Annotated in this window: 12 protein-coding genes; 2 read left to right on the plus strand and 10 right to left on the minus strand. The window is 44.4% G+C overall.

Annotated elements, in window-relative coordinates:
* The first annotated feature begins 10 nt into the window (after positions 1-10).
* Complete coding sequence (locus L3V37_RS16450) at positions 11-1936, plus strand: ATP-dependent DNA helicase RecQ (RefSeq protein WP_130545997.1); 1926 nt, start codon at positions 11-13, stop codon at positions 1934-1936.
* On the opposite strand, the gene dinB is transcribed toward L3V37_RS16450, so the two are convergent.
* Together dinB and L3V37_RS16460 are read right to left on the minus strand one after the other, a co-directional pair.
* Entirely contained in the window at positions 1933-2961 is a 1029-nt protein-coding gene (dinB, locus tag L3V37_RS16455; RefSeq protein ID WP_230238387.1) for a DNA polymerase IV, read from the minus strand. The genes L3V37_RS16450 and dinB overlap by 4 nt on opposite strands.
* A 112-nt stretch (positions 2962-3073) precedes the next feature.
* Positions 3074-3307, minus strand: coding sequence for a DUF2789 domain-containing protein (locus tag L3V37_RS16460; RefSeq protein ID WP_005380277.1), 234 nt, complete (start codon positions 3305-3307; stop codon positions 3074-3076).
* 187 nt (positions 3308-3494) lie between these two features.
* Here L3V37_RS16460 and L3V37_RS16465 point away from each other — a divergent pair, with 187 nt between their 5' ends.
* Positions 3495-4712, plus strand: a complete 1218-nt coding sequence (locus L3V37_RS16465) for a response regulator (RefSeq protein WP_171344499.1) — start codon at positions 3495-3497, stop codon at positions 4710-4712.
* A 158-nt stretch (positions 4713-4870) separates the two neighbouring features.
* Here L3V37_RS16465 and nqrM read toward each other — a convergent pair whose 3' ends face one another.
* The 8 genes from nqrM to L3V37_RS16505 all read right to left on the minus strand — a co-directional run bounded on the left by nqrM (position 4871) and on the right by L3V37_RS16505 (position 12132).
* Entirely contained in the window at positions 4871-5104 is a 234-nt protein-coding gene (gene nqrM, locus L3V37_RS16470) for a (Na+)-NQR maturation NqrM (RefSeq protein ID WP_005380273.1), read from the minus strand.
* Positions 5105-5126: 22 nt separating this feature from the next.
* A complete protein-coding gene (locus L3V37_RS16475) occupies positions 5127-6131 on the minus strand; it encodes an FAD:protein FMN transferase (RefSeq protein ID WP_005380272.1) in 1005 nt (334 codons plus the stop codon).
* 157 nt (positions 6132-6288) lie between these two features.
* Complete coding sequence (gene nqrF / locus L3V37_RS16480; RefSeq protein WP_005380271.1) at positions 6289-7512, minus strand: NADH:ubiquinone reductase (Na(+)-transporting) subunit F; 1224 nt, start codon at positions 7510-7512, stop codon at positions 6289-6291.
* Between the two features lie 33 nt (positions 7513-7545).
* Positions 7546-8142: an NADH:ubiquinone reductase (Na(+)-transporting) subunit E gene (nqrE, locus tag L3V37_RS16485; RefSeq protein WP_005380270.1), complete on the minus strand. Its 597-nt coding sequence runs from the start codon at positions 8140-8142 to the stop codon at positions 7546-7548.
* A gap of 7 nt (positions 8143-8149) precedes the next feature.
* Positions 8150-8782: an NADH:ubiquinone reductase (Na(+)-transporting) subunit D gene (locus L3V37_RS16490; RefSeq protein WP_005380269.1), complete on the minus strand. Its 633-nt coding sequence runs from the start codon at positions 8780-8782 to the stop codon at positions 8150-8152.
* Positions 8782-9552 (minus strand): Na(+)-translocating NADH-quinone reductase subunit C, encoded by a 771-nt coding sequence (locus L3V37_RS16495; protein ID WP_005380267.1) that lies wholly within the window; start codon positions 9550-9552, stop codon positions 8782-8784. The genes L3V37_RS16490 and L3V37_RS16495 overlap by 1 nt, the downstream gene beginning before the upstream one ends.
* A complete protein-coding gene (locus L3V37_RS16500; RefSeq protein WP_005380265.1) occupies positions 9542-10786 on the minus strand; it encodes an NADH:ubiquinone reductase (Na(+)-transporting) subunit B in 1245 nt (414 codons plus the stop codon). Before L3V37_RS16500 ends, L3V37_RS16495 begins: the two co-directional genes overlap by 11 nt.
* Before the next feature lie 5 nt (positions 10787-10791).
* Positions 10792-12132: a Na(+)-translocating NADH-quinone reductase subunit A gene (locus L3V37_RS16505; RefSeq protein ID WP_005380264.1), complete on the minus strand. Its 1341-nt coding sequence runs from the start codon at positions 12130-12132 to the stop codon at positions 10792-10794.
* Positions 12133-12487 lie beyond the last annotated feature (355 nt).

Genomic DNA, 12487 nt, shown 5'->3' on the forward strand with positions numbered 1-12487 from the left:
TTTCCCTATTATGCAAAGTGACTCGCTGCATCAAACACTTCAATCTGTATTTGGTTTTGACTCATTACGCCAAGGTCAGCAACCCGTTATTGAAGCCGTTATGAATGGTTACTCTGCTGCGGCAATCTTTCCTACAGGCTCGGGGAAGTCACTCTGTTATCAACTACCTGCAACCATATTACCCAACCTTACGTTGGTGATCTCTCCGTTGTTGGCGTTAATGAAGGATCAACTGAGCTTTTTACAAAGTAAAGGAATCGCGGCCGCTTCTATCGATAGCAGTCAAAGTAGAGAAGAAGCACAACAGGTCATGGCTGGCGTGAAGAATGGACAAATCAAAATCTTGATGATTTCTGTTGAGCGACTAAAAAATGAGCGTTTTCGTGAATTCATTCGCCAAGTACCGATTTCTTTGATGGTCATTGATGAAGCGCACTGTATTTCCGAATGGGGGCATAACTTTCGTCCAGACTATCTCAAACTACCGCAATATCAACGTGAACTGAACATCCCACAGTCTTTACTTCTCACCGCAACGGCAACGCCTGCAGTTATTGAAGACATGCAAAAAAAGTTCGATATTGCCAGTGAACATATTACCGTTACAGGCTTCTACCGCCCCAATCTGGATATCTCGGTGATCCCGTGTGAGGAAACAAAGAAACAAGAACAGCTCAGTGAGATCATCGTCTCTTCACCTAAGCTTCCGACCATCGTATACGTGACGCAACAGCAAACAGCAGAGCGAGTAGCAAAGTCATTAATCCATATTGGCATTAACGCTCACGCATACCACGCTGGCATGAAAAGCGACGTTCGTGAACAAATCCAACAGCAGTTCATGGATGGCCAAATTGACTGTATTGTTGCAACGATTGCATTTGGTATGGGGGTCGATAAATCTGATATTCGCCGCGTCATTCACTTCGACTTACCCAAATCAATCGAGAACTACGCACAAGAGATTGGACGTGCAGGTAGGGACGGGCAACGCTCTGAGTGCATTCTGCTAGGCAATACGTCCGGATTAACGGTGTTGGAGAATTTTGTTTATGGTGACACACCAGAATTTACGTCAATTAACTATGTAGTCGAGCAAGCGAAAGAACATGCTCCACAATGGGAGGTAGTGCCACTGCGTTTGTCGCGTGAAAGTAATATCCGCCAATTGCCACTCAAAACCTTGTTGGTTTATTTGGAGCTACATAACGTCATTGAAGCAAAGTACAGTTACTTTGCGGAATATCGGTTTAAGTTTTTGCACGATCAGCAATTTATTGTGAATCAATTTCAAGGCGAGCGACGTCAATTTGTGGAGGCTATTTTTTCCTGCTCACAAAAAGCCAAAGTGTGGTGCCAAGTTGATCTAGAAGCGCTATGGATGAACTATCAATCGGAACGCAGCCGAGTTGTCGCAGCGCTCGACTATTTTCACCAGAACGGCTGGATAGAACTAGAGAGCAAACAACTGACGGACGTGTACTCAGTTATGCCAACCAAACAGAGCTCGGATGTTTTAATCCAACAACTGTATGAACTGTTCCAATCCAAAGAAAGCAAAGATATCGAAAGAATCCACACCATGCTGCACTTGTTCCAGTCCGAGCACTGTTTGAGCTCACAATTGGCGAACTACTTTGCGGATCACGATGCACCAAAGCAATGTGGTCACTGCTCCGTGTGTCGTGGTCACGTCGCCACATTCACAGCACCAGAACCTGAAGATATTGAACAATCTCAAGTATCGATATGGGCGCAGGAGTTTATTCAGCTTTCCCCATCGGCCATCAGTAATGATTCCGTTGCTCGCTTCTTGTGCGGAATCAGCACTCCTTTGATTAGCCAGCTAAAAGCCTCAAAGCTAGCAGGTTATGGTGCAATGGCAAACGTAAGTTTTGAGCAGGTATTAACGCAGGTAGAAACGGTAAGGGCCTAAAAAAAGCTCAATTGACGCGCTTGGTCTTCGGGCTTGAGCATCACGTTCAAGCCTAAAAGGCGAATTTCCCGTCCATTTTGGCGTTTAAGAATATCTCTTAGCAAGATCTTGAAGTCCTCAAGCTCTAATTGCGGATGGATGTGCTCAATTGTTGTCAGTTGAAAGTCGGCAAATTTGACTTTAATACCTTGTTTAATAATCGACTTATCTGGGCTTGCACGCTCTAAACGTTTCTCGAGTTCAGGATAAAGTTTCTCCTCAATCACTTGCCAACATTCATCATAGGTTGCGATGTTCTGGCTGAATGTCCTTTCCACACCGACGGACTTTCTCTCGCGCTCAACAACGACTTCTCGATTATCAATTCCATGGCTTCGCTGCCATAAGGAGGCACCTTGACGACCAAACTGCCTCAACAACTCTCGATAGTCACTGTTTTTAATGTCCTCACATCGATAAAAACCGGCTTGGTGGAGCTTCTCAAGACTCACCTTCCCCACGCCAGGAATATTCTCTAACGGAAGACTATCGATAACCTCTTGGACTTTCTCCGGCGGAATCACAAACTGACCGTTGGGCTTGTTCATGTCTGACGCGACCTTGGCAAGAAACTTAATCGGAGCAATGCCCGCCGATGCCGTCAACCCAAGTTCACTCCAGATATCGCGGCGAATTGACTCTGCGATCAACGTTGCGGAGCCACGGCAAGCTGTCGAGTCCGTGACATCGAGGTATGCTTCATCCAATGAGAGAGGTTCAATGATAGGCGTATAACGCTCAAAAATAGCACGAATCTGCTGAGAGACTTGCTTGTATACATGCATTCTACCGGGCACAACCAACAAATGAGGACAGAGTTGCAGCGCGCGCGCCGTTGACATTGCACTGCGAACACCATATTTACGCGCATCATAATTACAGGTGCTAATCACTCCACGCTGCTTTTCATGTCCGCCAACAGCGAGTGCAATGCCACGGTAACTGGGGTTATCTCTCATCTCTACGGCAGCATAAAAACAATCCATATCGACATGAATAATTTTTCTAATTCGATCTGACATAGCCATCAAAGCACTGTTCAAAAAAACAGTATAAATCAAATCTACCTGAAGAGAAATGGGCGTGTTTAAACGAACGTCAATCTCGAAGCATTACGTCCAATTGATCGACCAATTCGGCCCAATCTGCATCTTCTTCGATGGCTTGTTTTAGAAAGTTCGCCTGTGACATCGTCCAAAAGCTAGCTTCATGTAAAGGCGCAGAATCTCTTTTGTGTCGATGTTGATTAATAAAATCTTTCATTTCTTGAGGAGAGCTACCGAGGCCCAGTTGTTGAAATAGCTCAGCCATACCATGTTGATGCATTTCCATACTACTTTCTCCCTACGTTAGCTAAACATAATTATATAACTAAGACAGGAATAATGATGTGATGTTAACGGATGCGTGTCAAACATTTGAGTAGTTGTTCTACTTTTGGTTGACATGTGTTTTTTGATGGCGATAAGTTTAATTTTAGTTATCATTGATTTTAAACAATTAATTTTGGGGACTGCGCTTGAGTAATAAGATTCTGGTTGTTGAAGATAGTCGTGCATTTAAAAACTTTCTTTGCCAAACAATAAGCCAAGCTGGTTATGAGGTCATCGCAGCGGAAAGCTACGCGGAGGCAAAGAACTTGTTATCTTCAGCACAGGACCTCTTCTGTGCGGTTTTAGACTATTGTTTACCGGATGCTCAAGATGGCGAGATTATTGATCTCGTTTTGGAACATGGTCATCGTGTCATTGTTTTAACGGCTCGATTTCAAGAAGACACTCGCGAAAAGATGCTTGCAAAAGGTGTCCTCGACTATATTTTGAAAGACAGCATGGCGTCCGTTTCCTATCTATTACCACTCCTCAAGCGACTAACCAACAATCAACAACACAAATGCTTAGTCGTTGATGATTCTCACACCGTAAGAAGACACATCGCCCAACTTTTGGAGCATCAATATATTCAAACGTTGGAAGCTGACAATGGGCAAAAAGCCCTAGAGCTTGTCGAGCAAAATCCAGATATCACTCTCGTTTTAACCGACCATGACATGCCCGTTAAAGATGGCATTACTATGGTGCGTGAATTACGTCGGAAGTGGGATAAAAATCAATTAGCCATTCTCGGCTTGTCGGGTAGTAACTCTAAGACCATGACGGCTAGGTTTCTAAAAGCAGGGGCCAATGACTTTTTATACAAGCCATTTAATCAAGAAGAATTTTTTTGCCGTATTCACCAACTGTTAGATATCAAAGACGCAACATCTGAACTGTTTAAAATGGCAAATCAAGATGCGCTAACGGGCTTATGGAACCGCCGCTTTCTGTTTGAGCAGCCCCATGTAGAAAACGCTCAAAGAAACATCGCGATGCTTGATATCGATTTCTTTAAGCAAGTAAATGATACACACGGACATGAGGGCGGCGATGCCGTGCTAGTCATGATAGCGAATATTCTAAAAATCTATTTTCCAAATGATATTGTCGCTAGGCTTGGTGGCGAGGAGTTTTGTATTCAAGCCAGTGGCGACTATGACGGCTTTCTAACACGCTTAGAACAAATGAGACAGCGCATAGAAAAAACGCCAATAACTTATTTGGACAAAAACATTCTTGTGACCGCGAGTATTGGTGTAAGCAACATCGAGGGGGAGCTAGAACAACAAATAAAAGTGGCGGATGAGCGACTTTACATAGCCAAAGAGAACGGACGCAACCAAATCATTTCTTCGTTCTAATGATTATCGGTGTGGTCTTGCTTTCTAACATGAGAGAAAGAAACAACAAAACACGGTATTGGGCTCTTTCTCGGACATTTGAGTTTTGGTTAGCCGCCTAAAAATAAAGCTCAGCAGATCGCTGAGCTTTATCACTTTCTTAGTACGATTAACCAATACTAAGCAATTCTATCTTTTTCCCACGCCGCCAATTTCTCAGCACGCGCAGCCTCGCGCGCTTCACGTTTTTTACGCGCATCGCAGGGTTCTGGACAATTACACACTTTTTCGATGCCAACTGCCCCTAAGCCACCACAGCTACCTTTCACGACTTTCTTTTGGAAAATGTATCCGACAGCCATTGCAGTGATTACCGCGACAAACACAGCAAAGGTAATTAGAAATGTATTCATAAAAACATGCTCACTTCTGTTGTTATTTCTTCATGAATGGCTTGTATGCTTCCGAAGCCAACTCTTTAAAACCATCTTCCGTTTTCACAATCATGAAAACAGGAATATTATTTTCGTTCGCAATTGCCATGCCTTTGTCTTCACCTAGCACCATAAGACCAGTTGCAAGACCATCAGCAGTCATCGACGATTTATCTAATACCGTTACAGACACCACTTTATGATGAATTGGTTTGCCTGTTCGTGGATTAATAATATGAGAGTATCTCACACCATTACTCTCAAAGTAATTACGATAGTCACCACTTGTTGCAATTGCCATGTCGCCTGGTTCAATAATTTCTTGAATTGAACGTTCATCAACGGTCGGTTTTTCAATTGCGATACGCCAAGGCACACCTTCACGATTGACACCTTTGAGACGCATTTCACCGCCAACTTCGACCATAAAGTTCTGTACCCCTTCAGATTGAAGGTAGTCAGCAACCACATCAACCCCCCAACCTTTCGCAATCGTCGATAGGTCGACGTACAAGTTAGGAAGATCTTTGGACAGTGTATTACCATCAACAGATAGGTGGTGAATACCGGTATTTGCTTTGCGAGCAGCGAGTTCTTCATCGGTTGGAACTACATCTGGACGAGCTTCTGGACCAAACCCCCACAGGTTAACTAGAGGGCCGACCGTCACATCCAATGCACCTAAAGTAAGACCGTTAAGGCGAATTGCTTCTTTCACTACCGTTGCAGTTTGTGTCGAAACTGTAAATGGCTCGCTCGTTTGATGCTGGTTAAAACGACTTAACTCTGAGTCGTCACGATAGGTCGACATTTGATCATTAACCTCTTCCAATAAGCGATCAATTTCTGTCTGCATCGCTTTTGGCGTTGGAATACCATCTTGCTCGATATACTTGATGTTGTAAGAAGTCCCCATGGTAGGGCCACTTAAATGAATTTGATCGGCAGGCTGCTCACAGCCAGCCAAAATCAATAGAGAAGCGAATGCAACAAGCCACTTTTTCACTTGTTAACTCCCAATGTTGTTGAATTGATATGGGAAATAGGACCAATCCTTTCAATCCGATTACCTATATCAACTGTTGAATATCAGTTTTATGTCTATAAAAAATAATGGCTAGCTCTCTTGGAGAGCTAGCCATAGATTCAATCACTTGGAGGAATTAACCACCGAAGTCATCTAGTAGGATGTTTTCATCCTCTACACCTAGATCTTTTAGCATGCCGATTACAGCAGCGTTCATCATAGGTGGACCACACATGTAGTATTCACAGTCTTCTGGCGCTTCGTGATCACGTAGGTAGTTCTCGTAAAGAACGTTGTGAATAAAGCCAGTGTAACCATCCCAGTTATCTTCTGGAAGTGGATCAGACAGTGCACAGTGCCATACGAAGTTGTCATTCTCAGCTTGTAGCATATCGAAGTCTTCTACGTAGAACATTTCACGCTTAGAACGTGCGCCGTACCAGAAAGACATCTTACGCTTAGAGTGCAGACGCTTAAGTTGGTCGAAGATGTGTGAGCGCATTGGAGCCATACCAGCACCACCACCAACGAATACCATTTCTGCATCTGTATCTTTCGCAAAGAACTCACCAAATGGACCAGAAATAGTACACTTGTCGCCTTCTTTTAGAGACCAGATGTACGAAGACATGATGCCTGGTGGTACGTCTGGGTTGTTCGGCGGCGGAGTTGCGATACGAACGTTAAGCATGATGATACCGTGCTCTTCTGGGTAGTTAGCCATAGAGTATGCACGAATGGTCTCTTCATTAACTTTAGACTCGTAACGGAAAAGGTTGAACTTCTCCCAGTCTTCACGGTATTCCTCAGGAATATCGTAGTCTGCGTATTTCACGTGGTGAGCAGGAGCTTCAATCTGGATGTAACCACCAGCACGGAAAGGTACTGATTCGCCATCTGGAATTTGTAGCTTAAGCTCTTTGATGAATGTCGCTTTGTTATCGTTAGAGATAACAGTACATTCCCACTTCTTAACGCCGAAGATTTCTTCAGGAAGCTCGATATCCATGTCAGTTTTCATTGCAACCTGACACGCTAGACGCTCACCTTCACGCGCTTCACCTTTAGTAATGTGGTCAAGCTCGGTTGGTAGGATGTCGCCACCACCTGATTTAACTTTTACGCGACACTGACCACATGAGCCACCGCCACCACAAGCAGAAGATACGAATACACCAGCACCGGCTAGAGCACTCAGTAGCTTACCACCTGGTTGTGTAACGATCGCCAGAGAAGGGTCATCGTTCACAGAAATTGTAATGTCACCTGTTGGTACAAGCTTAGACTTAGCGAAAAGAATCACTAGTACTAGTGCAAGTACGATCAGAGTAAACATCACTACACCAAGAATAATGTCCATTGACTATTCCTTAATTGTTGCGGTTTACCCGACTTACAGTTGAACACCAGAGAAAGACATAAAGCCTAACGCCATAAGACCTACAGTGATAAATGTGATACCAAGACCACGTAGACCTGGAGGTACGTCAGAGTACTTCATCTTCTCACGGATACCTGCAAGAGCAACGATTGCTAGCATCCAGCCCACACCAGAGCCGAAACCGTAAACGATCGATTCAGCAAAGTTGTAGTCACGTTGTACCATGAAAGATACACCACCAAAGATTGCACAGTTTACTGTGATCAGCGGTAGGAAGATGCCTAGCGCGTTGTACAAAGGTGGGAAGAAACGGTCTAGGACCATCTCTAGAATCTGTACAAGTGCTGCAATTACACCGATAAAGGTGATGAAGTTTAGGAAGCTAAGGTCCACGCCCTCAACTAACGCGTTCTCTCTCAGAACTAGGTTGTATACCAGGTTGTTCACAGGAACAGCGATAGTCAGTACTACCACAACTGCAACACCTAGGCCGAAAGAGGTCTTAACCTTCTTAGATACGGCAAGGAAAGTACACATACCTAGGAAGAAAGACAGAGCCATGTTTTCGATGAAAATCGATTTAACTAACAGACTAATGTAATGTTCCATGACGTCCTTACTCCTTCGCTTCTACTTGTTCTGGTTTCAGAATACGGATTACCCAGATAAGGAAGCCGATTAGGAAGAATGCTGATGGTGCTAGTAGCATTAGGCCGTTAGGCTGGTACCAACCACCGTTGCTCACTAGAGGTAGAACTTCTAGACCAAATAGTTTGCCTGAGCCAAATAGCTCACGGAAGAAACCTACAGTGATAAGAACGAAGCCGTAACCTAGACCGTTACCAATACCGTCAATAAGAGATGGTACTGGCGCAGACTTCATTGCGAATGCTTCAGCACGACCCATTACGATACAGTTAGTGATAATCAGACCAACGAATACAGATAGCTGTTTAGAGATATCGTATAGGTAAGCTTTTAGCACTTGGTCTACCACGATTACTAACGATGCGATGATTGCCATCTGAACGATGATACGCACACTGTTAGGAATGTGGTTACGGATCAATGAAACAGAGAAGTTAGACAACGCAGTTACAAATGTTACCGCTAGTGTCATTACAAAAGCTGTTTCTAGTTTAGTTGTTACTGCAAGAGCAGAACATACACCAAGAACTTGTAGCGCGATTGGGTTGTTATCCAATACTGGCGCTAGAATGCTCTTTTTAACGTTTTGTGCACTAGACATTAGTTAAGTTCTCCGTCACGAACTTTTGCTAGGAAAGGACCAAAGCCCATATCACCTAACCAGAAGTCAAATGTGTGTTGAACACCATTACTAGTGAGCGTCGCTCCTGATAGGCCATCAACACCGTGCTCAGAACCTTGCGGTGCGCCGCCTTTCACGACCTTAATCGCTGGCTGGTGATCTTCATTGTACAATTTCTTGCCAATGAATTGATCGCGCCATGAAGGGTTCTCTACTTCACCACCAAGTCCAGGAGTTTCACCTTGCTCGTAGTAAGTAATAGCAGACACAGTGTTACCATCAGTTTCAACGGCTACAAAGGCATACATCATCGACCATAGTCCTTTACCGTGCATAGGCAGGATAACTTTTTGGACTTCATCTTGATCTTTTACAAGGTACACCACTGCTGTATTCGCGCGACGACGGATATCAGCTACGTCTTCTTCTGGTGTCAATGCGATTGAACGTTCTGCATCTTTTGATGCTTCACGTTGATCGTACGTAGATGCATTACCCTCAGTAAAGTTACCTGTTTCAAGGTCTACTAGACGAGGTTCGATGTACTCAGCAAATAGCTCTGGTACTTTCTTACCGTTTGCGTCAATGCCTGCAACTTCAACGATCTTTGATTGCTTATCTAGGACAGCGTTAGCTTTTTGCTTATCACGCAGACCTACTGCTGCTGTTGATACGATGATTGAACAAACAAGGCTCAACCCGATAACAACACCCAGCGTCTTTTTAATGCTGTCGTTATTACTTGCCATAGCGTGCTAGTCTCCGCTTGATGTTCTTCTCAATCACTACATGGTCGAACAGAGGTGCGAATAGGTTCGCGAATAGAATCGCCAGCATCATACCTTCTGGGTACGCTGGGTTAACTACACGGATCATCACACACATTGCACCAATCAGGATGCCGTACCACCATTTACCTTTGCTAGTAAATGACGCTGATACTGGGTCCGTTGCCATGAAGAACATACCGAATGCAAAACCACCTAGAACTAGGTGCCAGTGCCATGGCATATTAAACATTGGATTAGTGTCAGAACCGATCACGTTAAACAGAGTCGATACTGCGATCATACCGATCATTACCCCCGCAATGATGCGCCATGAAGCGATTCGCATGTAAACGATCATCGCTGCACCGATCATTAGAGCTAGAGTCGATACTTCACCAATTGAACCAGGGATGTTACCGATGAACGCGTCCATCCAAGTGATAGGAGCGCCAGTTACTGTGTTAACTAGAGCACCGTTACCACCTTGAGCCCATTGGCTAAGAGCAGTAGCACCAGAGAAGCCGTCAGCTGCAGTCCATACTACGTCACCCGAAATTTGCGCTGGGTAAGCGAAGAATAGAAATGCACGACCTGCAAGTGCAGGGTTAAGGAAGTTACGACCTGTACCACCGAAGATCTCTTTTGCTACAACAACACCAAATGTGATACCTAGCGCCGCTTGCCATAGAGGTAGCGTTGGTGGAACGATAAGTGCGAATAAGATAGAAGTTACAAAGAAACCTTCGTTAACTTCGTGCTTACGCACCATACAGAACAACACTTCCCAGAAACCACCAACAATAAATACTGTTGCGTAGATTGGCAGGAAGTAAGTCGCACCTAGTAGCATCTTACTGCCAACACCCGCTTCCGCACCGATAGTGCCGCCAAGCATTTCTGTTAGCCAGTAGTGCCAGTTACCTGCGATAACTGTCGCTAGTTGGTCACCAGCGTACATGTGGTTAAGTGCTGCAATAGCTTGGCCACCTGCGTTGTACATACCCCAGAACATTGCTGGGAATACCGCAAACCAAACCATGATCATGATACGTTTTAGGTCAACGCTATCACGAACGTGCGAGCTTTTATTTGTTACGATACCTGGCGTGTAAAAAACTGTTGCTACAGCTTCGTACAGGGCAAACCATTTTTCGTGTTTGCCACCAGGCTCAAAATGATGCTCGATGTCTTCAAGAAACTTTTTAAGAGCCATGAAAATTACCCTTCCTTCTCGATAGTATCTAGGCATTCACGAAGTAACGTTCCGTACTCGTACTTACCTGGACATACAAAGGTACACAATGCTAGATCTTCTTCATCCAGTTCAAGCGCACCCAGTGCTTGAGCACTGTCTGTGTCGCCGGCACATAGATCACGAAGCAGCAAAGTAGGCTCCATATCTAGAGGCATTACGCGTTCGTAGTTGCCAATTGGAACCATTGAACGATCACTACCATTGGTCGTCGTTGTCATATTGAACAACTGACCTTTGAATACGTGACCAAGGAAAGATCGAGTTACCGAGAACTTATTCTTACCAGGCATTGCCCAGCCAAATAGTTCTTTTTCACGGCCTTCACGTAATACAGAAACCTGTTGATGGTAACGGCCAAGGTATGCGTGTGGACCAGTTGCATGTGTACCTGTTAGTACTGAACCAGAGATCACACGAACTTCGCCAGGCATCAGCTCGTTATCTGTTAGGTCATCTAAGCTTGCACCCATTACGGTACGAACTAGACGAGGGTTATTCACAACTGGGCCAGCTAGAGACACAACACGATCTGTGCATAGCTCACCAGTTAGGAACAGCTTACCGAACGCGATAACGTCTTGGTAGTTGATGCTCCATGCCACATTCTCTGCATTTACTGGGTATAGGAAATGCATGTGGGTGCCAGCAAGACCTGCTGGGTGAGGGCCATCGAAGACGTGTTCTTCTACGTTAGACTGTGAAGAGCGTGGCAAGCTAGTGCCAGATTTACATACGTAAACCTTGCCTTCTGTCAGGGCTGAAAGAATGTCTAGACCAGCAATGAATGCTTCTTGTTGCTCATTAATGATCAACTCAGGCTTAGCTGCTAGTGGATTAGTATCCATTGCAGTTACGAAAATAGCCTTAGTAGAAGACTCGATTGCAGGAACCTTGCTAAACGGACGAGTACGTAAAGCGGTCCATAAGCCAGAGTCAACCAACTGAGTCTTGATCACTTCACGATCTAGACCTGAAAGTTGAGCGGCTTCGAACTTATCAAATGTCACCTGCTCTTCACCTGCCACTTCAATCACTACAGATTGAAGGACACGTTTAGCGCCACGGTTAACTTCGATCACTTTACCGGCTGCTGGTGCAGTAAATTTCACGCCTGGGTTCTTTTTATCTTCAAAAAGAACTTGCGCTTTTTTCACTTCATCACCAACGCGGACATGCATGGTAGGTCGCATGCCAACGTACTCTTCGCCAAGCAAGGCGACTTTTTTGATGGTCTTACCATCATTAATCACCTGGGATGGAGTTCCTGCGATAGGAAGATCCAAGCCCTTCTTTATTGTAATCATACGCACTTGCACTACTTTTATCGGGAAAAAGATTCTTTTGATTGCGTAACTTTTAGACACGACATCAGTGTCCGGTTTTGATGTTGTTTTAAACATCAAAATCGCAACATCCTATTAAAAATCTCGTCACAAGGAATACGCGAGATTTATCAGGTGCCGTAGTCTAGCATTTTTTAGGAACTTGATGCCATGATCAATCATTAGAATAGAGGGGTTATTTCGGTAGAATCAGGTCTAAAAGGTCAAAGAATAGTCATAACTTTGACCCATCGCACAAATGCCATATTCCATACATATCTTATGGAAAAGTGATATTCATCGCCTGAAATATTCTGCAATTTCCATTCATTTGTTG

Origin of the sequence: Vibrio sp. D54, from assembly GCF_021728075.1 — a bacterium.
GTDB classification, from domain to species: domain Bacteria; phylum Pseudomonadota; class Gammaproteobacteria; order Enterobacterales; family Vibrionaceae; genus Vibrio; species Vibrio alginolyticus.

Bases quoted from the DNA above. Each gene is read 5' to 3' on its own strand.
- nqrE (WP_005380270.1), bottom strand. From the start codon at position 8,142: ATGGAACATTACATTAGTCTGTTAGTTAAATCGATTTTCATCGAAAAC.
- L3V37_RS16490 (WP_005380269.1), bottom strand. From the start codon at position 8,782: ATGTCTAGTGCACAAAACGTTAAAAAGAGCATTCTAGCGCCAGTATTG.
- L3V37_RS16450 (WP_130545997.1), top strand. From the start codon at position 11: ATGCAAAGTGACTCGCTGCATCAAACACTTCAATCTGTATTTGGTTTT.
- L3V37_RS16505 (WP_005380264.1), bottom strand. From the start codon at position 12,132: ATGATTACAATAAAGAAGGGCTTGGATCTTCCTATCGCAGGAACTCCA.
- L3V37_RS16460 (WP_005380277.1), bottom strand. From the start codon at position 3,307: ATGGAAATGCATCAACATGGTATGGCTGAGCTATTTCAACAACTGGGC.
- nqrM (WP_005380273.1), bottom strand. From the start codon at position 5,104: ATGAATACATTTCTAATTACCTTTGCTGTGTTTGTCGCGGTAATCACT.
- L3V37_RS16495 (WP_005380267.1), bottom strand. From the start codon at position 9,552: ATGGCAAGTAATAACGACAGCATTAAAAAGACGCTGGGTGTTGTTATC.
- L3V37_RS16500 (WP_005380265.1), bottom strand. From the start codon at position 10,786: ATGGCTCTTAAAAAGTTTCTTGAAGACATCGAGCATCATTTTGAGCCT.
- nqrF (WP_005380271.1), bottom strand. From the start codon at position 7,512: ATGGACATTATTCTTGGTGTAGTGATGTTTACTCTGATCGTACTTGCA.
- dinB (WP_230238387.1), bottom strand. From the start codon at position 2,961: ATGGATTGTTTTTATGCTGCCGTAGAGATGAGAGATAACCCCAGTTAC.